Source organism: Rhizobium sp. BK316 (assembly GCF_014193695.1).
In the GTDB taxonomy this organism is placed as follows: domain Bacteria; phylum Pseudomonadota; class Alphaproteobacteria; order Rhizobiales; family Rhizobiaceae; genus Rhizobium.
On the sequence record NZ_JACHZR010000004.1, the window covers coordinates 541,850 to 563,570 of the forward strand.

At 60.3% G+C, this 21,721-nt stretch carries 17 protein-coding genes; 6 read left to right on the forward strand and 11 right to left on the reverse strand.

The window, feature by feature from the left end:
- Window positions 1–65 precede the first annotated feature (65 nt).
- From FHT87_RS21495 to hspQ, 3 genes are all read left to right on the forward strand, one after another.
- Window positions 66–404, forward strand: coding sequence for a P-II family nitrogen regulator (locus tag FHT87_RS21495; RefSeq protein ID WP_003539626.1), 339 nt, complete (start codon window positions 66–68; stop codon window positions 402–404).
- Between the two features lie 79 nt (window positions 405–483).
- On the forward strand, window positions 484–1,893 hold the full coding sequence (glnA, locus tag FHT87_RS21500; RefSeq protein ID WP_183729318.1) for a type I glutamate--ammonia ligase: 1,410 nt from the start codon (window positions 484–486) through the stop codon (window positions 1,891–1,893).
- A 154-nt stretch (window positions 1,894–2,047) separates the two neighbouring features.
- The gene (hspQ, locus tag FHT87_RS21505; protein WP_007811955.1) at window positions 2,048–2,377 is read left to right on the forward strand and encodes a heat shock protein HspQ; all 330 of its coding nucleotides are present in this window, start codon (window positions 2,048–2,050) and stop codon (window positions 2,375–2,377) included.
- Window positions 2,378–2,487: 110 nt separating this feature from the next.
- Here the strand turns inward: hspQ and FHT87_RS21510 are convergent, their stop codons facing one another.
- Window positions 2,488–3,159 carry an invasion associated locus B family protein gene (locus FHT87_RS21510; protein ID WP_183804797.1) on the reverse strand — a complete coding sequence of 224 codons (672 nt, stop codon included), beginning with the start codon at window positions 3,157–3,159 and terminating at the stop codon, window positions 2,488–2,490.
- A gap of 286 nt (window positions 3,160–3,445) precedes the next feature.
- Here FHT87_RS21510 and FHT87_RS21515 point away from each other — a divergent pair, with 286 nt between their 5' ends.
- Complete coding sequence (locus FHT87_RS21515; protein ID WP_183804798.1) at window positions 3,446–5,248, forward strand: extracellular solute-binding protein; 1,803 nt, start codon at window positions 3,446–3,448, stop codon at window positions 5,246–5,248.
- Window positions 5,249–5,372: 124 nt separating this feature from the next.
- Entirely contained in the window at window positions 5,373–6,044 is a 672-nt protein-coding gene (locus FHT87_RS21520) for a DsbA family oxidoreductase (protein ID WP_183804800.1), read from the forward strand.
- A 62-nt stretch (window positions 6,045–6,106) separates the two neighbouring features.
- Here FHT87_RS21520 and mfd read toward each other — a convergent pair whose 3' ends face one another.
- Window positions 6,107–9,613, reverse strand: a complete 3,507-nt coding sequence (gene mfd, locus FHT87_RS21525) for a transcription-repair coupling factor (protein ID WP_183804802.1) — start codon at window positions 9,611–9,613, stop codon at window positions 6,107–6,109.
- A complete protein-coding gene (locus FHT87_RS21530) occupies window positions 9,610–9,912 on the reverse strand; it encodes a succinate dehydrogenase assembly factor 2 (protein WP_183729335.1) in 303 nt (100 codons plus the stop codon). Before FHT87_RS21530 ends, mfd begins: the two co-directional genes overlap by 4 nt.
- Window positions 9,913–10,006: 94 nt before the next feature.
- On the opposite strand from FHT87_RS21530, the gene recG reads away from it, so the two are divergent.
- Entirely contained in the window at window positions 10,007–12,112 is a 2,106-nt protein-coding gene (gene recG / locus FHT87_RS21535; protein ID WP_183804804.1) for an ATP-dependent DNA helicase RecG, read from the forward strand.
- On the opposite strand, the gene FHT87_RS21540 is transcribed toward recG, so the two are convergent.
- From FHT87_RS21540 to ytfQ, 8 genes are all read right to left on the reverse strand, one after another.
- Complete coding sequence (locus FHT87_RS21540) at window positions 12,109–12,795, reverse strand: DUF502 domain-containing protein (RefSeq protein WP_183729341.1); 687 nt, start codon at window positions 12,793–12,795, stop codon at window positions 12,109–12,111. The genes recG and FHT87_RS21540 overlap by 4 nt on opposite strands.
- A 122-nt stretch (window positions 12,796–12,917) precedes the next feature.
- A complete protein-coding gene (gene glmS, locus FHT87_RS21545; RefSeq protein WP_183729344.1) occupies window positions 12,918–14,744 on the reverse strand; it encodes a glutamine--fructose-6-phosphate transaminase (isomerizing) in 1,827 nt (608 codons plus the stop codon).
- 108 nt (window positions 14,745–14,852) lie between these two features.
- Window positions 14,853–16,214: a bifunctional UDP-N-acetylglucosamine diphosphorylase/glucosamine-1-phosphate N-acetyltransferase GlmU gene (gene glmU, locus FHT87_RS21550; protein WP_183804806.1), complete on the reverse strand. Its 1,362-nt coding sequence runs from the start codon at window positions 16,212–16,214 to the stop codon at window positions 14,853–14,855.
- Window positions 16,215–16,278: 64 nt separating this feature from the next.
- Entirely contained in the window at window positions 16,279–17,052 is a 774-nt protein-coding gene (locus FHT87_RS21555) for a FadR/GntR family transcriptional regulator (protein ID WP_183729350.1), read from the reverse strand.
- Window positions 17,053–17,065: 13 nt separating this feature from the next.
- Window positions 17,066–18,034: a galactofuranose ABC transporter, permease protein YjfF gene (gene yjfF, locus FHT87_RS21560; protein ID WP_183729353.1), complete on the reverse strand. Its 969-nt coding sequence runs from the start codon at window positions 18,032–18,034 to the stop codon at window positions 17,066–17,068.
- Window positions 18,031–19,041: an ABC transporter permease gene (locus FHT87_RS21565; RefSeq protein ID WP_183729355.1), complete on the reverse strand. Its 1,011-nt coding sequence runs from the start codon at window positions 19,039–19,041 to the stop codon at window positions 18,031–18,033. The genes yjfF and FHT87_RS21565 overlap by 4 nt, the downstream gene beginning before the upstream one ends.
- The gene (gene ytfR, locus FHT87_RS21570; RefSeq protein WP_183729358.1) at window positions 19,038–20,561 is read right to left on the reverse strand and encodes a galactofuranose ABC transporter, ATP-binding protein YtfR; all 1,524 of its coding nucleotides are present in this window, start codon (window positions 20,559–20,561) and stop codon (window positions 19,038–19,040) included. Before ytfR ends, FHT87_RS21565 begins: the two co-directional genes overlap by 4 nt.
- A gap of 120 nt (window positions 20,562–20,681) precedes the next feature.
- Window positions 20,682–21,644, reverse strand: coding sequence for a galactofuranose ABC transporter, galactofuranose-binding protein YtfQ (gene ytfQ / locus FHT87_RS21575; RefSeq protein ID WP_183729361.1), 963 nt, complete (start codon window positions 21,642–21,644; stop codon window positions 20,682–20,684).
- Window positions 21,645–21,721 lie beyond the last annotated feature (77 nt).

The following is a 21,721-nucleotide window of genomic DNA, read 5'->3' on the forward strand; positions in this document are numbered from 1 at the left end:
TCTGCATCATATCCCGCGAGCGGGAAAGTTCCTGCTTTAACGGAGAAGCGGAGAGACATTTTCTCATGAAAAAGATCGAAGCGATCATTAAGCCTTTCAAGCTGGACGAAGTGAAGGAAGCCCTTCAGGAAGTCGGCCTGCAGGGTATCACCGTCACGGAAGCGAAGGGCTTCGGTCGCCAGAAGGGTCATACCGAACTCTACCGCGGCGCCGAATATGTCGTCGATTTCCTGCCGAAGGTGAAGGTTGAGGTCGTGCTCGCAGATGAAAACGCGGAAGCCGTCATCGACGCGATCCGCAAGGCCGCGCAGACGGGGCGCATCGGCGACGGAAAGATTTTCGTTTCCAACGTCGAAGAGGTCATCCGCATCCGCACCGGTGAAACCGGTATCGATGCCATCTGACCAGCTTTGCCTTTCGGCAAAGCCCACCCATCCTCATCGCACATAATGTAACGTCATCACAAAACAGAGGAAACATTTCATGGCGAGTGCAAGCGAAATCCTGAAGCAGATCAAGGACAACGACGTCAAGTTCGTCGACTTGCGCTTCACCGACCCCAAGGGCAAGCTGCAGCACGTAACGATGGACGTCGTCTGCGTCGATGAAGACATGTTCGCCGACGGCGTCATGTTCGACGGTTCCTCGATCGGCGGCTGGAAGGCCATCAACGAGTCCGACATGGTGCTGATGCCCGACCCGGAAACGGTGCATATGGACCCGTTCTTCGCCCAGTCGACCATGGTCATCGTCTGCGACATCCTCGACCCGGTTTCCGGCGAGGCCTATAACCGCGACCCGCGCGGCACCGCCAAGAAGGCCGAAGCCTATCTGAAGGCATCGGGCATCGGCGACACGGTTTTCGTTGGCCCTGAAGCCGAATTCTTCGTCTTCGACGACGTCAAGTACAAGGCTGACCCCTACAATACCGGCTTCAAGCTCGACTCGACCGAACTGCCGTCGAACGACGACACCGACTATGAGACCGGCAACCTCGGCCACCGTCCGCGCGTCAAGGGCGGCTACTTCCCGGTTCCGCCTGTCGACAGTGCCCAGGACATGCGTTCGGAAATGCTGACGGTTCTCTCCGAAATGGGCGTCGTCGTCGAAAAGCACCACCACGAAGTGGCTGCAGCCCAGCACGAGCTCGGCATCAAGTTCGACACGCTCGTTCGCAACGCCGACAAGATGCAGATCTACAAATATGTCGTCCATCAGGTGGCCAATGCCTACGGCAAGACGGCGACCTTCATGCCGAAGCCGATCTTCGGCGACAACGGCTCGGGCATGCACGTACACCAGTCGATCTGGAAGGGCGGCAAGCCCACCTTCGCAGGCGACGAATATGCGGGCCTCTCCGAAACCTGCCTCTACTACATCGGCGGCATCATCAAGCATGCCAAGGCGATCAACGCCTTCACCAACCCGTCGACGAACTCCTACAAGCGTCTCGTCCCGGGTTATGAAGCCCCGGTTCTGCTGGCCTATTCCGCCCGCAACCGCTCGGCCTCCTGCCGCATTCCGTTCGGCTCCAACCCGAAAGCCAAGCGCGTCGAAGTCCGCTTCCCGGATCCGACCGCCAACCCCTACCTCGCCTTTGCCGCCATGCTGATGGCCGGCCTCGACGGCATCAAGAACAAGATCCATCCCGGCAAGGCCATGGACAAGGACCTCTACGACCTGCCGCCGAAGGAACTGAAGAAGATCCCGACCGTCTGCGGTAGCTTGCGCGAAGCACTCGAAAGCCTCGACAAGGACCGCAAGTTCCTGACGGCCGGTGGTGTCTTCGACGACGATCAGATCGATGCCTTCATCGAACTGAAGATGGCCGAGGTGATGCGCTTCGAAATGACGCCGCATCCTGTCGAATACGACATGTACTACTCGGCATAAGACAGGAAAATGGAAGCCCCGGTTCGCCGGGGCTTTTCGATCCGGAGCTCGTAAGAGCCGATGGGCAGATATGACAGTCATGTGACGAAACCCCGCAAAAATCTTGATTTACGCGGGACCGATCACCAAATCAGGTGAGAAAGGAAGTCGTACCATGAAAGAAAGAGTTGCAAAGTTCAGTATAGGCGAAGTGGTCCGGCACAAGGTTTTTCCGTTTCGCGGCGTGATCTTCGACGTAGATCCGGAGTTCGCGAATACGGAAGAATGGTGGAATTCCATCCCCGCGGAAGTCCGCCCCAGCAAGGACCAGCCGTTCTACCACCTGCTTGCCGAAAACGATGACAGCGAATATGTCGCCTATGTTTCCGAGCAGAACCTGGTGAGCGACGAAAGCGACACACCGCTTCGCAATCCGCAGGTCGAACAGATTTTCGACCGCGGCCCGACGGGCCAGTTCAAACCCAAGATGAGCTTCGCCCATTAAGTCGGAACATATAACCCCCATGACAAGGCCCCGCATGTCGGGGCCTTTCTTTTTGGCAATGAAAAACCCGGCTCGAAGCCGGGTTTTTCATGAATTCCTGAAGGCTCTTATTACTGGGCCTTTGCTGCCTTCTGGGCGTCTTCCAGCTTCTTGCGGGCTTCTTCGGCCTTCTTCTGCATGCTGTCCTGCAGGCTGCGCTGGCTTTCGGCGAGCTTCGATTCGGAAACCGGTTCGCCGTCATATGCGCCGGTGAAGCCTTCAAGCGAAACCTTGATCGGGTTCGGCGCGCGGCGGAAGTTGATCGAGGTGAAGACCACGTCGCTGCCCTTCTTGAGGCTGGCGATCATGGCATCCGTCAGCGGGATTTCAGCCGTGCACTTGTCCGGCAGGCAGACGGCGTAGTCGAGCTTCTGGCCCTTGCCGCCATCGATCTGCATGGCGATGCCCGGAGGGATCAGGCGTGCAGCCGGAACCGAAACCTGAAGGATCTTGCGGTTGATCTTGCCGGAAACCGAGATCAGGCCGACGGCCGTAACGAGCTGGCCGCCGTTGGCGAGAACGAGGTTCTGAACAACGCAGATGTCGTTGTCTTCCTGCTTGCTGCAGGTCTTGTACCAGCCGAGACGCGGCGCGCCGGCGGCCTGTGCGGGAGCGTCGGCTGACGCCGCCGGAGCCTGAGCCGCCGCATCCTGTGCAAAGGACGAGACCGGAGCCGAAGCGCCGAAGACCACTGCCATAACGGACAGTGCTGCCCGCATTTTCTTTTCAGACTTGAACATCATAACGAATTCCGTCTCCTGATATCCGTTGCGGGGCTACGTTCGGCCGCCCCAACCACCGGGTCGTTCGGCACTCCACCTCTTAAAACATTAAGGCAAATGCATGACCCCGAAAACTTCGGGTCACGTGTTACATCGCACCGTAGAAGATATCCAGCATTTCTTTGGCAATTTCGCGGGCATTTTGGCACATAGGTAAAGAAAGCGGCGGCCGCGGTTGGAATTGAGCGCTCTCATGCTACCCTTCCGGCGAATCGTGCCCATTGCCGCGCATTAAGGAATTTCAGCAATGCTCCGGATCGCCCTTCTCATCGCTTTCACGCTTGTTGCCGGCGCTGCCGCCGCAGAACCCGTGCATGGTATCGCCATGCATGGCGCACCGGCGCTGCCCGCCGATTACAAGAACTTCCCTTACGTCAATCCCGATGTGAAAAAGGGCGGGAAAATCACCTATGGCGTGGTCGGCACCTTCGATAACCTCAATCCTTTCATCCTGAAAAGCATGCGCACGACGGCACGCGGCATGTGGGATCCGCAATTCGGCAATCTGATCTATGAATCAATGCTGCAGCGGTCGAGCGACGAACCCTTCACGCTCTATGGGCTGCTGGCGGAAACGGTGGAATGGGATGAAGACCGCAGCTTCATCCAGTTCAATCTCAATCCGAAGGCCAAGTGGTCCGACGGACAATCCGTTAAGCCCGAAGACGTGATCTTTTCCTTCGAGCTGCTGCGCGACAAGGGCCGTGTACCATTCTCCAGCCGCCTCAATCTCGTATCCAAAATGGAGAAGGTCGGCGACCACAGCGTGCGCTTCACCTTCAATGAGAAGGCCGATCGTGAGACGCCGATGATTTTTGGCCTGTTTCCGATCCTGCCGAAACATGCGATCGATCCTGATAGCTTCGATCGCAGCTCGCTCACGCCGCCCATCGGCTCCGGTCCTTATAAGATCAAGAGCCTGAAGCCAGGCGAAAGCATCACCTACGAGCGAGACCCGAACTACTGGGGTAAGGGCATTCCGGCCAAGGTCGGCATGGACAATTACGACCAGCTCACCGTGCAGTATTTCCTGCAGGACACGACGCTGTTCGAGGCCTTCAAGAAGGGCGACATCGATATCTATCTGGAGGGCAATCCGGGGCACTGGGCCAATGCCTATGATTTCCCGGCGGCAACGTCGGGCGCGGTCGTGAAGGACGTGTTCAAACCGAAACTGCCGAGCGGCATGCTGGGCTTCGTCTTCAATACGCGGCGGCCGATCTTTAGCGATATCAAGGTACGCGAGGGCCTGTCACTGGTCTTCGATTTCGAATGGGCCAACAAGAACCTCTATTCCGGCGCTTACAAGCGAACGCAAAGCTTCTGGCAGAATTCCGATCTCTCGAGTTTCGGGGTACCGGTGGACGCGCGCGAGCTAGCGCTGCTCGGGCCGATCAAAGACCAGATCGATCCTGCGATTCTCGACGGCAGCTACAAGCTGCCGGTGACCGATGGCTCGGGACGCGACCGCAAGGTCCTGAAGCAGGCCGTCGACCTCCTGAAACAAGGGGGCTACACGATCCAGGGCGGCAAGATGGCCGATCAGAGCGGCAAGCAGCTCGCCTTCGAGATCATGACCCAGAATGCTGACCAGGAGAAGCTGGCCGTCGCCTACCAGCGATCGCTGCAGACGATCGGCGTCGCCGCGTCGATCCGCACCGTCGACGATTCGCAGTATCAGAGCCGCACGAACAGTTTCGACTATGACATGATCATGAAGGCCTACACCTCATCGCTGTCACCGGGCAACGAGCAACTCGGCCGCTGGTCGTCCGCCGCCCGCACGCGCGAAGGGACGGACAGTTTCGCCGGGGCCAACGATCCCAATCTCGATACGCTGATCGATCATCTGCTGCGCTCGCGCTCGACAGAGGATTTTACAGCTTCCGTCCGCTCCTACGACCGGCTGCTGCTGTCCAACCATTATGTGCTGCCGCTCTACCATATCGACCAGCAATGGGTGGCGCGCAACAAGCGCATCGGGCACCCCGATGCGGTGCCGCTCTATGGCTATCAGCTGCAAACCTGGTGGGATACGAGCGCGCAATAATCACATCATCAGGCGTCGTTCTATTTCCTTTCTCTTGCCTCGACCTTCCTCTAAAGATCGTCGAAGACAATTTTTATGCAATTGAGCCAACCGTCACTGAGGGATGGCAGAATAAGGAATCACAATGGAACGCATCACCATCGACGTTGTCTCTGATGTCGTCTGCCCCTGGTGCTATCTCGGCAAGGCGCGGCTGGAGCTGGCGATCGCCGAAGTGCAGGATGAAGTCGGCGTCGATATCAACTGGCGCCCCTATCGCCTCAATCCGGACTATCCGCCCGAGGGCGTCGACCAGAAGAAGATGCTGGAACAGAAGCTCGGCGGCGCCGAACGCGTGGCTGAGGCGCACAAGATGCTGACCAATTACGGCCGCGAGGTCGGCATCAACTTCAATTTTGAAGCCATCAAGATCGGCCCGAACACGCTCGATGCGCATCGGCTGATCCATTGGGCTGTTGTCGAGGACCGGCAGATGCAGGAGGCCGTCGTCTCGGCGCTGTTCAAGGCCAATTTCGAGGAAGGCCGCAATGTCGGCGATCACGAAGTGCTGCTCGATATCGCCGAGAAGGCAGGCCTGCAGCGCTCCGTCATTGCCGCCCTGCTCGCTTCGGACGCCGACCGCAGCGTCATTCTCTCGGAAATCGACGCAGCGCAGCGCATGGGCGTCAACGGCGTGCCCTTCTTCATCTTCGACCAGCAGTATGCCGTCAGCGGCGCGCAGACGCCGGATGTGCTGGCAGGAGCGCTGCGCGAGATCGCCAAGGCGAAGGCCGAAGCACGCGCCGGCATGAACTGACGCCTGTCAGCATCGACAAACTGAAAATGCCGTTGGGGCAATCCGATTTGGCCGGGCTGCCCTTAGTTTTTGGCCAACTCCGCAAGCTGCGTCATGACGACGGCCGCACCCTGCAGGCGTTTTTCCGGCGTCGGCAGGTCGCGCGTCAGGAACAGGCTGTGGTCGGGGCGAATCTTCGCCATCGCGCCCTGCTTGCCGATATAGCCGACCAGATTGGCCGGGTTCGGGAATTCCTTGTTGCGGAACTGTACGACGACGCCCTTCGGGCCGGCATCGAGTTTCTCGACATTGGCGGTGCGGCAGAGCGACTTGATGTAGACGATCTTCAGCAGGTGCTGGACCTCGACCGGCATCGGGCCAAAGCGGTCGATCATCTCGGCACCGAAGCCATCGATCTCCTTGAGATCGGTGAGTTCGCCGAGGCGGCGGTAGAGCGCCATGCGCAGATGCAGGTCGGGCACGTAACCTTCCGGGATCATCACAGTCGTGCCGACGGATATCTGCGGCGACCAGCCGGTATCCTGGATCTCGTCGACACCCTTCACTTCTGCGACCGCCTCTTCCAGCATCTGCTGGTACAGCTCGAAGCCGACTTCCTTGATATGACCGGATTGCTCCTCGCCGAGCAGGTTGCCGGCACCGCGGATATCGAGGTCGTGGCTTGCCAGCTGGAAGCCGGCGCCGAGCGTGTCCAGCGACTGCAGCACCTTGAGGCGGCGCTCGGCGGTTGCCGTCAGCACCTTGTTGACTGGCAGCGTGAAGAGCGCGAAGGCGCGCACCTTGGAGCGGCCGACGCGGCCGCGCAACTGATAGAGCTGTGCCAGGCCGAACATATCGGCGCGGTGGACGATCAGCGTATTGGCCGTCGGCACGTCGAGGCCGGATTCGACGATGGTGGTCGAGAGCAGCACGTCATATCGACCTTCGTAGAAGGCGTTCATGATGTCTTCCAGTTCGCCGGCCGGCATCTGGCCGTGGGCGACGGCGACCTTCAGCTCCGGCACATCCGATTGCAGGAAGGCATGCACGTCTTCCAAATCAGCGAGACGCGGGCAAACGTAGAAGCTCTGGCCACCACGATAATGCTCGCGCATCAGCGTCTCGCGGATGACGAGGCTGTCGAAGGGCGAAATGAAGGTGCGCACCGCCATGCGGTCCACCGGTGGCGTGGTGATGAGCGAGAGTTCGCGCACCCCGGTCATGGCAAGCTGCAGCGTGCGCGGGATCGGCGTTGCCGACAGCGTCAGCACATGCACGTCGCTCTTCAGCTCCTTCAGGCGCTCCTTGTGTTTGACGCCGAAATGCTGCTCTTCGTCGATGATCAGCAGGCCGAGATTGGCGAAGTTGATGCCGGCGCCGAGCAGCGCATGGGTGCCGACGACGATATCCGTCTTGCCGTCGGCCACTTCCTTTTTCGTGAGCGCCAACTCCTTGGAGCCGACGAGGCGCGAGGCCTGCTGGATGCGGATCGGCAGACCACGGAAGCGCTCTGAGAAGGTCTTGAAATGCTGGCGGGAGAGCAGTGTCGTCGGCACGACGACGGCGACCTGCACGCCGTTCATGGCAGCGACGAAGGCAGCGCGCAGTGCGACCTCGGTCTTGCCGAAACCGACGTCACCGCAGACGAGGCGATCCATCGGACGACCGGCGCCGAGATCGCCGCGGACGGCCTCGATGGCGTTTTCCTGATCTTCCGTTTCGTCATAGGGGAAACGGGCGGCGAACTCGTCATAGAGCCCTTCCGGCGTCGTCAACACGGGCGCGTGGCGAGTCAGGCGTTCGGCCGCGATGCGGATCAGCGCGTCGGCCATATCCAGCAGCCGCCTCTTGAGCTTGGCCTTGCGCATCTGCCATGCGCCGCCGCCGAGCTTGTCGAGCTGCACCTCCGTACCCTCGCCGCCGAACCGCGACAGGAGATCGATGTTTTCGACCGGCAGGAAGAGCTTGGCATCGTCGGCATATTGCAGTTCGAGGCAGGCATGCGGCGCACCGGCCGCCTCGATCGTGCGCAGGCCGACAAACCGGCCGATGCCGTGTTCGGCGTGGACGACGATCGATCCTTCGTCTAGGCCGGCGACTTCGGAGATGAAATCGGCCGCGCGCTTGCGCCTTCGGGAGCGGCGCACCATGCGATCGCCGAGAATATCCTGTTCGCCGACGACAATCAGATCACCGGTCTCGAAACCGGATTCCAAGCTGAGCACGGCCGCCGCCGCCTCGCCCTTTGCAAGGCTCGCGACATCCTTCAGCGCAGCGATCGGCTTGATGCGTTCCAGGCCGTGTTCATTCAGCACCTGCAGCAGGCGCTCGAGCGAACCCTCGGTCCAGGCTGTGATAACGACCTTCGCGCCGCCTGCGCGCTTATCGGCGATATGTTTGACAACGACGTCGAAGACGTTGACGCGCTCCGCATCGCCGCCGCCTTCGGCATTGGAGTGCGCCCAGCGCGGTCCCTGGCGTGCATCGAGATTGACGACGCGGCGAGCTTCCCCTTCATGCTCGTTGAAGGGCGACACGCGGATGGCATTGATCGCATCGAGCGTGCGGGCGAATGTCTTGCTGTCGAGATAGAGCTGGCCGGGCGCGACGGGCTTGTAGGGCGTGCCCTGCGCCATCTGGCCCTTGTTCGACTGCCCGGAATTCAGGCGCGCATCGTAATAATCGTAGACCAGCTTCGAGCGCTCTTCGGCGGCTTCGCGCACCGTATGGTCGGTGACGATGCGAAAGCCGGAGAGGTAATCGAACACCGTATCCAGCCTCTCATAGAAGAGCGGCAGCCAATGCTCCATGCCGGGATAACGGCGGCCTTCGGAAACGGCAAGGTAAAGCGCATCGTCGCGGGTCGCGGCGCCGAAAGCGGAGAGGTAGTTCTTGCGGAAGCGGCTGATCGTATCCGGCGTCAGCGTCACCTCGCTCATCGGGTTGAGATCGAGGGAGCGGACCTGTCCGATCGTGCGCTGGCTGGCCGGATCGAAGCTGCGGATACTCTCCAGCGTGTCGCCGAAGAAATCGAAACGCACGGGCTCTTCCGAACCAGGGACAAAGACATCGAGAATGCCGCCGCGCACGGCATATTCGCCGACCTCGCGCACGGTTGCCACACGCTCGAAGCCGTTGCGCTCCAGCCGGCCGGCAATATCATCCATCCGCACCTGATTGCCGGGGCGAGCCGAGAAGGCCAGGCTTTCGATGATGTCCTGCGGCGCCACTTTCTGCAGCAGGGCATTGACAGTCACGAGCACGATTGCCGCGTGCGGCTTCTTGTGATGCGCAATTAGGCCCGAAAGGGCGGCGAGACGCCTTGCCGATGTATCGGCGCTCGGCGAGACGCGGTCATAGGGAAGGCAGTCCCAGGCGGGCAGCGTCAGGACCGGGATATCGGGGGCGACGAAGCCCAGCATCTGCTCCAGATCGGCCATGCGCTGACCGTCCGACAGGACATAGGCCACCGGCTCACCATTGCGGGCGAGTTCGGCAAGCAGCAGCGGCTCCATGCCCGCAGGCACGTTGCCGATCGTCAGCGGCTCGGCGGCAGCTGCGAGCTTTTTGGCATCAAAACCAGGGATCATTCCGGCTTCCTGGGCAGGTCGAAATCGGGTTTGTAGGCGGCGATGCGGGCAAACATGGGTGTCCGTAAATGCTCGGGCGTCGGCCAGGTTCCCATGATCCAGCGCACGAGGTCGTTATCCTCTTCGCCCATGATCGTCTCGAACTCATCGAGTTCGGCTTCGCTCATGGTGGGAAGTTCGTTTTCAGCAAACTGACCGAAGACAAGATCCATCTCTCTGATACCGCGATGCCAGCAGCGGAACAGAATCCGGCGGCGGCGGGGGTCGAGACCGGCGCTCGTGAGCGTTACACCTGTCATGGCATCACCTTCCTTGTTGATGCGCCTCTATAGACCCTCGAAAGCGGCTTGTCAGCCTTGCCAAGGCCCTATTGTTCATCGCATTTTGGCGCCTATGCGCCCCGCCATTCTCGATCCGCTGTTTTCTCCCGTCTCGGGCCTTCCAGGCATCGGCCCGAAGATCTCGGAGCTCTTCGTCAAGCTGCTCGGACGCGAGACGCCCGAGGATTGCCGAGTCATCGACCTTCTGTTCCATGCGCCCCATTCGCTGATAGACCGGCGCAACCAGCCGGGGATCGCCCGCGCGCCGCAAGGCGCGATCGTGACGATCACGGCGCGTGTGGACAGGCATCAGGCGCCACCGCGCGGCAATCGCAACGTTCCCTACCGCGTCTTCCTGCATGACGAGACCGGTGAGCTGTCGCTCGTCTTCTTCCGCGGACAAGCCGCGTGGTTGGAGAAACAGCTCCCGATCGACGAGGAAGTGACCGTCAGCGGCAAGGTCGACTGGTTCAACGGCCGCGCTTCGATGGTTCACCCCGACTATATCGTCAAGGCAAGCGAGGGTGAGAACCTACCGCTGATCGAGCCGATCTATCCGCTGACGGCGGGGCTTTCGCCGAAGACGCTGCGCAAGATCATCGAGGCGGCGCTGCCGCGCATGCCGGAATTGCCGGAATGGATCGATCTTTCGCTGGCGCAGAAGCAGGGCCTGCCCTCTATCCGCGACAGTTTCCATATGCTGCACGAGCCGCGGGACACCTCTGACATAGATCCGCAGACCCCTGCCCGTCGCAGGCTTGCCTATGACGAATTTCTGGCCGGCCAGCTATCGCTTGCGCTGGTGCGCCAACGGCTGCGCAAAGTGGCTGGACAACCCGTACATGCTACTGGAGAAATCAGCGGCAAGATATTGCAAAGCCTTCCTTTTTCTCCGACGCGCAGCCAGACCGAGGCTGTTGCCGATGTCCTGAAGGACATGGCCGGCGATGAACGTATGCTGCGGCTTCTCCAGGGCGATGTCGGCTCCGGCAAGACGCTGGTTGCGCTGCTGTCAATGGCTGCGGTCATCGAGAGCGGCGGACAGGCCGTGCTGATGGCGCCGACCGAAATCCTCGCGCGCCAGCATCATGCAACGATCTCGAAATTCGCTGATGCGGCGGGCCTTGGCGTCGAAGTGCTGACGGGCCGAACCAAGGGCCGTGAGCGAGAGGATATTCTCGAGCGCATTGCGTCGGGCGAAGCGCAGATCATCATCGGCACGCATGCGCTCTTCCAGGATAGCGTCAACTACAAGAACCTGATGCTGGCTGTCGTCGACGAGCAGCACCGTTTCGGTGTGCACCAACGCCTGCGGCTGACGGCAAAGGGCATTTCGCCGCATATGCTGGTCATGACGGCAACACCGATCCCGCGCACGCTGGTGCTGGCAGCCTTCGGCGACATGGATGTCTCCAAGCTGACGGAGAAGCCGGCAGGTCGAAAGCCGATCCAAACGATCACAGTTCCGATCGAGCGGACCGGTGAGATCGTCGGCCGCCTCAAGAGCGCGCTGGCGGAAGGCAAGAAGGCCTACTGGATCTGCCCGTTGGTCGAGGAATCCGAAGAAGTTGATCTGATGTCGGTGGAGGAGCGGCATGCGACGCTCGTCTCCGCACTCGGTCCTGGCATCGGCCTCATTCACGGGCGGATGAGCGGACCGGAGAAAGATGCGGTCATGCTCGCCTTCAAGAGCGGCGAATTACGGTTGCTGGTGGCGACGACCGTCGTCGAAGTCGGCGTCGACGTGCCGGATGCGACGATCATGGTGATCGAACATGCCGAGCGTTTTGGCCTGGCGCAGCTGCATCAGCTTCGCGGTCGTGTCGGCCGTGGCGACGAGGCTTCCACCTGCATCCTGCTTTATAAGGGGCCGCTCGGTGAAACAGGCCATGCGCGGCTTTCGATCATGCGCGAGACCGAGGACGGCTTCCGGATTGCCGAGGAAGATCTGAAGCTCAGAGGCGAAGGCGAGCTTCTCGGCACACGTCAGTCAGGCACGCCGGGGTTTCGTATCGCCAGTATCGAGGCGCATGCCGATCTGCTCGAAATCGCCCGCAAGGACGCCGCCTATCTGATCGAGCGCGATCCGGACCTGACGAGCGAACGCGGCGAGGCAGTGCGCACCCTACTCTACCTCTTCCGCCGCGACGAAGCGATCCGCTTCCTGAGGGCAGGCTAGTCGACCTTGGATATCGCCTTAGGCTTGGGACGCACGACGGGCAAGTGTTCGGGGGCAACGAGGCCGCCTGATATCAGGAACTTGGCCGCATCTTCCGGGCTCATGTCGAGCATGACGATCTTCTCGCGCGGCACGAAGATGAGGAAGCCCGCCGTCGGCACCGGCGTCGGCGGCAGGAAGACGGCAACCATATCCTGCCCCATTGCATTGAACTTCGAACCGATCTCGCCCTTGGCATCGGTGGCGATGAAGACCAGTGCCCAGAGGCCCGGCCCCGGATATTCGATGAGGCCGACCTTCTTGAAGGAATTCGACTGCTCTTTCAGAACTGTTTCGAAGATCTGCTTGACGCTCCTATAGACGGTACGCACCAGCGGCATGCGATGCACGATGGATTCGCCGAAGCGGACAATGCTCTGGCCGATAAGGTTCTTGCCGAGGAAACCAACGATGGTGATCAGCACCACGGCAATCAGCAGGCCGAAACCGGGTATGGCGAAGTTGATGTAGCTCTCGGGATTCCAGCGCGCCGGGATATAAGGCCGCACCCAACTGTCCGACCAATGGATGAAGGTCCAGGTCAGCCAGATGGTGATCGCGATCGGTGCGCAGATGATAAGTCCGGCGAGAAAATTATTCCTCAGCCGCATTGCGACCGGCACTCGGGGAGCCTTCTCGGTCATCTTTTCTGATGAACTCCGTTTCAGTCTTCAGACAGGCCGTCGAACCGGCCTCCCCCTGTGTCCGTAGGCTCAAAACTGCCAGAATTCGCCTTGTCGCACAACATGTTTCAACCCCTGAAGGCTTACTCCACAGTCACCGATTTCGCGAGATTGCGCGGCTGGTCCACGTCCGTGCCCATGAAGACTGCCGTGTGATAGGCAAGCAGCTGGATCGGCAGCGAGAAGATCATCGGCGAGATGATCTCATCGACGACAGGAAGCGTGATCGTCGCCATTGTCGGCAGCTTGGAGGCAGCCGCACCGTTCTCGTCGGTGATGAAGATGATGCGGCCGCCGCGGGCTGCGACTTCCTGCATGTTGGACACGGTCTTTTCGAAGAAACGGTCATAGGGCGCGATGACGATGACGGGCATATTTTCGTCGATCAGTGCGATCGGTCCGTGCTTCAGCTCACCGGCGGCATAACCTTCGGCGTGAATATAGGAGATTTCCTTGAGCTTCAGCGCGCCTTCCATTGCAAGCGGGAAGCTGGTGCCGCGGCCGAGATAGAGCACGTCCTTGCACTTGGAGAGTTCGCGCGACAGGCCTTCCATCTGCGGCTGGACGAGGTTCAGGACTCGGCTCATGATGCGCGGCATTTCGGCCAGGTGGCGCACCATTGCCTTCTCGTCGTCAGCGCTGATCGTGCCGCGGGCGCGGCCGGCGCCAATCGCCAGCGAAGCAAGCACGGCAAGCTGGCAGGTGAAAGCCTTGGTGGAGGCGACGCCGATTTCCGGGCCGGCCATGATCGGGAAGACCGCATCGGATTCGCGGGCAATGGTCGATTCCCGCACGTTGACGACGGCGCCGATCTTCAGGCCGTTTTCCTTGCAGTAGCGCAGCGACGCCAGCGTATCGGCGGTCTCGCCCGACTGCGAAATAAAGAGCGCTGCCTGCGAGGGCTGCAGCGGCATTTCGCGGTAGCGGAATTCCGAAGCGACGTCGATTTCGACCGGCAGGCGCGCATAGCGCTCGAACCAGTATTTGCCGATCAAGCCGGCAAGATAGGCCGTGCCGCAGGCCGAAATGGCAAGACCGGTCGCCGCCTTGAAATCGATGGCGGATGCATTCGGACTGATCGTATTGGCTGCGAAATCCACATAGTGACTGAGCGCGTGGGAAATGACCTCCGGCTGCTCGTAGATTTCCTTTTCCATGAAGTGGCGGTGATTGCCCTTGTCTACGACATAGGCGGTCGCCTGGGAGATCTGCCGCGGGCGCTTGACCACCTTGCCGGAGAAATCGAGCACGGTCGCGCTATCGCGGGTGATTATGGCCCAATCGCCGTCGACGAGATAGGTGATCTCGTTGGTGAAGGGCGACAGCGCGATGGCATCCGATCCCAGGAACATCTCGCCCCTGCCATAACCGATGGCAAGCGGCGGGCCGGAGCGGGCGGCCATGATCGTGTCGGGGTCGCTCTTCAGCATGACGGCGAGCGCATAGGCGCCGGTGACGCGGTTCAGCATCTTCAGCATGGCTTCGCGCGGCGACAGGCCTTCGCGCAGATATTTCGCCATGAGGTGGGCGACAACTTCGGTATCGGTCTGGCTTCGAAAGGCAGCGCCTTCGTGGCTCAGTTCATCGCGCAGTTCGGAGAAATTTTCGATGATGCCGTTATGGACGACGGCGACGCCTTCGACGAAATGCGGATGGGCGTTGGTCTCGTTCGGCACGCCATGGGTTGCCCAGCGCGTGTGGGCAATGCCGGTCGTTCCCGGAAGCGGCTCGCTGTCGAGGCGCTTCTCCAGATTGAAGAGCTTGCCCTCGGCGCGGCGGCGATCCATCACGCCCTCATGGATCGTGGCGACACCGGCGGAATCGTAACCGCGATATTCCAGCCGCTTCAGCGCATCAACGAGACGGCCCGCAACCGGCGCATTTCCAACGATCCCCACAATTCCGCACATGCAAACGTCCCCTCGGCCTTTAATCCTGAGGCCACTCCTAGCGATTCTCGCTTATTTCTCAATTGGTACGGCGGTCACTTTCGGTTTCCGCCGGTTACGGAAGAAAGCTCAGGCCTTGGCCTTCTTCGCCGCCTTGATGGCAAGCGCCCGTTCGCGCAGAAGTCTGGCCCGCTCGGGCTTGATTTCCTGACGGGCACGGCCGAAGGCGAGCGCCTCGGCCGGCACATCGGCGGTGATGACGCTGCCCGACGCGATATAAGCGCTGTTGCCGATCGTGACGGGGGCAACCAGCGAGGAATTCGAGCCGATGAAGGCATCCTTGCCGATGATCGTCTCGAACTTGTTCACCCCGTCATAATTGCAGGTGATCGTGCCGGCGCCGATATTGGTGCCTGATCCGATAACGGCGTCGCCGATATAGGTCAGATGGTTGACCTTGGCGCCCTCGCCGATCTTGCCGTTCTTGACCTCGCAGAAATTGCCGACCTTGGAACCGGCCGACAGATCCGCACCTGGGCGCAGACGCGCGAAAGGACCGACCGTTGCGCCTTCGCTCACATGCGCGCCCTCGATGTGCGAGAAGGCATGGATAACTGCGCCGCTGTCGATGACGACGCCGGGGCCGAAAACGACATTCGGCTCGATCAGCGCATCCTGGCCGATGACGGTATCATAAGAGAGGAAGACCGTTTCCGGGGCGATCATCGTCACACCCGAGAGCATCAATTCGTGGCGGCGACGCTCCTGCCAGTGCCGTTCGATGGCAGCGAGTTCGGCGCGATTGTTGCAGCCGGTCATTTCAACCTCCGGCGCATCGACAGCAGTGACGCGGCCACCAAGCGAACGGGCGATCTCCACGAGATCGGTCAGATAATATTCGCCCTTGGCATTGCTGTTGCCGATGCGCGACAAAAGGTCGAGCGCCTTGCGGCCATTGATCGCCATCAGGCCGCTATTGCACCACTTGACGGTGCGCTCGGCATCCGTCGCATCCTTTTCCTCGCGGATGGCGATCAGCTCACCATCCTTGACGAGCAGGCGCCCATAGCCGGTCGGGCGGTCCGTGTGGAAACCGATGACGACGATGTCGCTGCCTTCGGCCAGCGCCTTGCGCGCTTCGAGCAGCGGGCCGGCGGTCTGCAGCGGCACATCGCCATAGGTGACGAGGATATCGTCGTAACCCTCGGCAATCGCCTCACGGGCGGCGAGAACGGCATGGCCGGTGCCGAGGCGCCGCTCCTGCAAATAGGATTGGATTTTTACGCCACCGATATCGGCAGCCTTCGCCACCTTCTCGGCATCGCGGCCGACGACGAGGGCTACGGAGGAAATTCCGGTTGCTGCTACCGCATCGACGACATGGGCGATCATCGGCCGGCCGGCCACCTCATGCAGCACCTTCGACTTTGCAGATTTCATTCGCGTGCTGTCACCGGCGGCGAGAATGACGGCAAGGCAGGTGCGTTCCATAGGCAGACTCCGAGAATCCATTGCTAATCGGCTGTTCTGCCGCTCATAGCAGCAAGGCGAGGCTTCAAAAAGACGAAATCGGCAGGGAAACGATAGGCTCGGCGAGCGCGGAGAAGGCTTCGTGGACGTGCTCTCTGCCCTCTACGATGACATCTTCCATCGCCTTGCGTGCGGCAGCGGTATTGCCTGCGGCGATAGCATCGACGATGCGCATATGGGTCTCGGCGATGTTGGCGAAACCGCTCTGGGATGGCGGCGTGCTCATGCGGAACATGCCGACGAGTGCTGCCTCGATAAGCCCGCCGAGTGTACGCATGAACGGGTTGTGGGAAGCTTCGGAAACAGCGAGATGGAAACGCAGGTCGGCAAGCGCGAGGCTCTCGGACGTGTGGCCGCTTGCAGCCATATCGAGCGCTAGGCCGCGCAGCAATTCGATCTCGGCCGGATTTGCGCGCTCTGCCACGAGGCCGGCAGCGAAGGGTTCGAAAGCGAGGCGGATATCGTAAAGCTGCAGGAGGAATTCTTCACTCACACCATTGGCGAAATGCCAGGATATGATTTCGGTGTCGAACATGTTCCAGAAGTTCTTTTCCGTCACACGCGTACCGACGCGCGCCTTTGCAACGACCATGCCCTTGGCGGCGAGCGTCTTCATCGTTTCACGCAGCACCGTACGCGAGACCTTGAAGCGCTGCGCCAGCTCTCCGTCTCCGGGCAGGATCGTGCCGACGGGATAGGTGCCGGCGACGATTCCCCTTCCGAGTTCATCGACGACATGCGCGTGGCTTGTTCGGGTTCTTCGCCCTGCCTTACGGGTTTCAAGCGGTCTGTTGCGCAATACGACACTCCTCCTAGCCATATCTCCTGTTCAGACTGGAAAGGAAAAGGATGGCCTTCTGCATTACCATGAATGCAAAAAGCAGCAGGCCAATCAGGATTTTCGTCCACCAGCTCGACAGCGTACCGTCGAAAGTGATGTAAGTCTGAATGAGCCCCTGGATCAGCAGACCGATGAAGGTCCCTGCCACGAATCCCGCTCCTCCTGTCAGCAGCGTCCCTCCGATGACGACTGCCGCGATGGCATCCAGTTCGACGCCCACCGCCGCAAGAGAATATCCTGCAGAGGTGTATAGGGAAAAAACGATTCCGGATAGGCCCGCCAGGAAACCCGACAAGGCGTAGATCTGGATCGTCGTGCGCGCCACCGGAACGCCCATCAACTGCGCGGTCTGCACGCCACCGCCCAGCGCATAGACGTTAGTCCCGAAGCGGGTGCGATGGGCGATGAATATGCCGGCTGCGAAGACGATCAGCATGATGCCGCCGATCAGCGTCAGCCGTCCGCCGCCAGGCAAACGGTAATAAAGGCTCGTCAGCGTCGAATAATATTCGTGATTGATCGGAATGCTGTCGATCGACAGGACATAGGCCATGCCGCGCGCAAGGAACATGCCGGCGAGCGTCACGATGAACGGCGGCATCTGCAGGAAATGGATGATCATGCCCATGACCGCGCCGAAGGCCGTGGTGATGATGAGAACGATCGCGAAGGCGGCCAGCGGATGAATGCTGGTGTTCTGCAGGATCACGGCTAAGAAGACGCCGGTGAAGGCGATGACGGACCCGATCGACAGATCGATGCCGCCGGAGATGATGACGAACGTCATGCCGACGGCGGCGATGCCGAGAAAGGCGTTATCCGTCAGCAGGTTGCCGATGACGCGCGTCGACAGGATGTTCGGATATTGCAGCGTGCAAACCGCATAGGCGAGCACGAAGATGACGATCGTCGCAAGGAGCGGCAAGTATTTGGAATTCATTTGCGCCCCCCTGCGTCCGTCCGGCGGGTCAGGAAGCTGGTCAGCGATTGCATGGCCGGCGACTGGATGACCAGAATGACGATGATGATGATCGCCTTGATGATGAGATTGAACTCCGGCGGAAAGCCGGAAAGCAGAATACCGGTGTTGACCGCCTGGATGATCATTGCGCCGATCAGCGAGCCGATGATGCTGAAGCGGCCACCGAGCAGCGAGTTACCACCGACGACTACGGCGAGGATGGCATCGAGTTCCAGCCAGAGGCCGGCATTGTTGGCATCCGCTCCCTTGATGTCAGCGGCGACGATGAGACCGGCGATGGAAGCGCAGAGGCCGCTCAGCATATAGACCGCCATCAGCAGCACCGGCGTCTGAACGCCGGACAGCGTGCTCGCGCGTCTGTTGATGCCGACAGCCTCGATCAGCATGCCGAGCGCCGTGCGGCGGACCAGCAGGATGACCAGCAGGGCGACGACCAGCCAGATGACGACGGGCATAGGCAGGAAGGCGAAGGAACCGCTGCCGAGAAAGATCAGTCCGTCATCGTTGAAGGTCATGATGGCACCTTCGGTGATGAGCTGGGCAATCCCGCGGCCGGCGACCATGAGAACGAGGGTCGCGATGATCGGCTGGATATTGAGGATGGCAACAAGCAAGCCGTTCCAGAAGCCACAGAGCAGACCGATGACAACAGTGAGTGCCAGGGTATAGGCAAGCGAATTGCCTTCGACGATCGACGAGGCTGCAACGGCGCCGCAAATCGCGATGACCGCGCCGACCGAGAGGTCGATGCCTTTGGTGGCGATCACAAGCGTCATGCCGACGGCGAGCAACGCCACCGGCGCGCCGCGATTGAGCACATCGATGATACTTCCGTAGAGCCGGCCATTTTGAACAATTACATCAAGAAATTGCGGGAAGAAGCTGAAATTCAAAAGAAGAACAACCAAAAGCGCAATCAATTGCGGCGCAAGACGAAAGCCCAGCGCCTTCAGCGAGGCAGTCATGCATCCTCCGTTCGTTTGTCGCCCGCAGCAATGGCGTCGACGATGCCGGCGGCGGTAATACGCTCACCGGTCAATTCAGCGATATGTTCGCGGTCGCGCAGCACGATGACGCGCGAGCTGTAGGCAACCAGTTCCTCCAGCTCCGAGGAAATGACGATCAGCGACATGCCCCTGGCGCAAAGCTGCTCGATCAGCTTGATGATCTCGGCATGGGCGCCGACATCAATGCCGCGGGTCGGTTCGTCCAGGATCAGGAAATCCGGATTCGTGGCGAGCCAGCGGGCAAGGATCGCCTTCTGCTGATTGCCGCCGGACAGTAGCCGAATAGGCTTTTCGCGGTCGGTCGTGCGGATATCGAGCGCCTTGATATATTCGTCGGCAATCGCATTCTGTTCGGCGCGTGAAAGCGGTCGCGCCCAGCCGCGGCGGGCCTGCAGCGCAAGCGCGATATTCTCCCGGATCGATAGATCGCCGATGATGCCATCCGTCTTGCGATCCTCCGGGCAGAAGCCGAAGCCCTTGGCGATCGCGGTCCGTGGGCTCGACAGCGTCACGGGCGCCCCATCGATCTTGGCGACACCGCTGTCGGCGCTTTCGATGCCGAACATGAGCTCGGCGGTTTCTGTGCGTCCGGAGCCCAGAAGTCCGGCAATGCCGACAACTTCGCCGACACGGACTTCGAGATCGAAGGGCTTCACCTTTCCGCGTTTTCCAAAGCCCTCGAAAGCATATTTAACCTCGCCGGCGGCGATGGTGTGTTCCCTGGCGGCATGCTCTGTCTGGGCGAGTTCCCGCCCGAGCATCATGGCGATCAGGTTCTGGCGCGGCAGTTCGGCTGCCTCATGCGTACCGACAAGCCTGCCATTGCGCAGCACGGTGATACGGTCACTGACGGCATAGACCTGCTCAAGGAAATGGGTAATGAAGACAATACCCAATCCGCGCTTCTTCAAGTCATTTATGATACCGAACAGCATCTCGACTTCGTGGGTATCGAGACTTGCCGTTGGTTCGTCGAGGATGAGAACCTTGCCGGAGAGATCGACGGCACGCGCGATCGCGACGATCTGCTGGACGGCGACCGAAAAGCGATCGAGCTGCGCTGTCACATCGATGTCGAGGCCGTAGCCTGCCAGAAGCTCACGAGCATTCCTGTTCATGGCCCGGGCATCGATCATCCCGAAGCGCTTCGGTTGGCGGCCGAGGAAGAGGTTTTCCGCAACGCTGAGATTGGAGAGGAGGTTGACCTCCTGGTAGACGGTGCCGATGCCGAGCTTCTGGGCGGCCAGCGTATCGGCCGGATCGATCTCGTGACCCTCCAGCGTTAGGCTTCCGGCATCGCGGCGATAGGCGCCGGTCATGCATTTGATGAGCGTTGATTTGCCGGCGCCGTTTTCGCCGAGAAGCGCATGAACCTCGCCACGGCGCAGCGTGAAATCCACCTTGTCCAGGGCGGTAGCGCCGGGGAAGAATTTCGATATGGCCGAGGCTGCGAGAATATTCTCGAAATTGTGAACCATGAGGGCTGCTGTTTCCTGATATTGCGCCTTACGCCTGTGCCAAAACCAGGCATGACGCCCGACCCGGCCCCGGCAGTTCCGCACCGGTCCATGATGGACCAGTGCGGTTCCAGGTTTAAATCAGTAGCCCTGCCCCTTCTTCTCTTCATAGACCTTCATCGGGTCGTCAGCCGGCGTATAGAGCTTGGACTCGGTCTGGATCCACTTCGGCGGAGCCTTCTTGTCCTTCAGGTAGGCTTCGAGCGCATCAAAGGCTGGACCCGACATGTTCGGCGTCAGCTCGACCGTGGCATTGGCCTCGCCTTCGGACATGGCCTTGAAGATATCCGGCACGGCGTCGATGGAGACGACGAGGATATCCTTGCCCGGCTTCAGGCCGGCCTCCTTGATCGCCTGGATGGCGCCAACCGCCATGTCGTCATTATGGGCATAGAGAGCGCAAATATCCTTGCCACCGTTCTCGGCCTTCAGGAAACTTTCCATGACTTCCTTGCCCTTGGTGCGGGTGAAGTCACCGGTCTGGCTGCGAACGATCTTCAGGTTATCGTGGCCGGCGAGGGCCTCTTCGAAGCCCTTCTTACGAGCGATGGCCGGCGACGAACCGGTCGTGCCCTGCAGCTCGACGACATTGCACTTCTTGTCGCCGACGGTTTTGACCAAGAAGTCGCCGGCGACTTTGCCTTCATGGACCAGGTCGGAGGTAACCGCCGTCAGATAGAGATCGTCAGGAGCCTTGATGGTACGGTCGAGAAGGATGACCGGAATATTGGCTTCCTTGGCTTCCTTGAGAACGTCATCCCAGCCGGTTTCGACAACCGGAGCAATGAGAATGGCGTCAACGCCCTGAGCAATGAAGGAGCGCAGAGCCTTGATCTGATTTTCCTGCTTCTGCTGCGCATCGGCAAACTTCAGATCAATGCCACGCTTCTTGGCCTGCTCCTTGGTCACGGTCGTTTCAGCCGCGCGCCAGCCCGATTCCGAGCCGATCTGCGAGAAACCAACGGTCAGGCCGGCAGCCGAAGCCGAACCAAACATGCAGGCAGCCAGAATCGTGGCACTCAAAAGTGCAGTCTTCAATTTCATGATTTCCTCTCCCAATGCCGCGTCTCGCGGCGCAGGGTCAAAAAATCATATAGTAATACTTTTGTAAATGAGCATTT

Excerpts from the sequence above, each read along its gene's own strand:
- FHT87_RS21495 (WP_003539626.1), top strand. The coding sequence starts at position 66 with ATGAAAAAGATCGAAGCGATCATTAAGCCTTTCAAGCTGGACGAAGTG.
- mfd (WP_183804802.1), bottom strand. The coding sequence starts at position 9,613 with ATGATCCCTGGTTTTGATGCCAAAAAGCTCGCAGCTGCCGCCGAGCCG.
- FHT87_RS21515 (WP_183804798.1), top strand. The coding sequence starts at position 3,446 with ATGCTCCGGATCGCCCTTCTCATCGCTTTCACGCTTGTTGCCGGCGCT.
- recG (WP_183804804.1), top strand. The coding sequence starts at position 10,007 with ATGCGCCCCGCCATTCTCGATCCGCTGTTTTCTCCCGTCTCGGGCCTT.
- hspQ (WP_007811955.1), top strand. The coding sequence starts at position 2,048 with ATGAAAGAAAGAGTTGCAAAGTTCAGTATAGGCGAAGTGGTCCGGCAC.
- FHT87_RS21530 (WP_183729335.1), bottom strand. The coding sequence starts at position 9,912 with ATGACAGGTGTAACGCTCACGAGCGCCGGTCTCGACCCCCGCCGCCGC.
- glnA (WP_183729318.1), top strand. The coding sequence starts at position 484 with ATGGCGAGTGCAAGCGAAATCCTGAAGCAGATCAAGGACAACGACGTC.
- ytfR (WP_183729358.1), bottom strand. The coding sequence starts at position 20,561 with ATGGTTCACAATTTCGAGAATATTCTCGCAGCCTCGGCCATATCGAAA.
- FHT87_RS21540 (WP_183729341.1), bottom strand. The coding sequence starts at position 12,795 with ATGACCGAGAAGGCTCCCCGAGTGCCGGTCGCAATGCGGCTGAGGAAT.
- FHT87_RS21510 (WP_183804797.1), bottom strand. The coding sequence starts at position 3,159 with ATGATGTTCAAGTCTGAAAAGAAAATGCGGGCAGCACTGTCCGTTATG.
- ytfQ (WP_183729361.1), bottom strand. The coding sequence starts at position 21,644 with ATGAAATTGAAGACTGCACTTTTGAGTGCCACGATTCTGGCTGCCTGC.
- FHT87_RS21520 (WP_183804800.1), top strand. The coding sequence starts at position 5,373 with ATGGAACGCATCACCATCGACGTTGTCTCTGATGTCGTCTGCCCCTGG.
- yjfF (WP_183729353.1), bottom strand. The coding sequence starts at position 18,034 with ATGAATTCCAAATACTTGCCGCTCCTTGCGACGATCGTCATCTTCGTG.
- glmU (WP_183804806.1), bottom strand. The coding sequence starts at position 16,214 with ATGGAACGCACCTGCCTTGCCGTCATTCTCGCCGCCGGTGACAGCACG.
- glmS (WP_183729344.1), bottom strand. The coding sequence starts at position 14,744 with ATGTGCGGAATTGTGGGGATCGTTGGAAATGCGCCGGTTGCGGGCCGT.
- FHT87_RS21565 (WP_183729355.1), bottom strand. The coding sequence starts at position 19,041 with ATGACTGCCTCGCTGAAGGCGCTGGGCTTTCGTCTTGCGCCGCAATTG.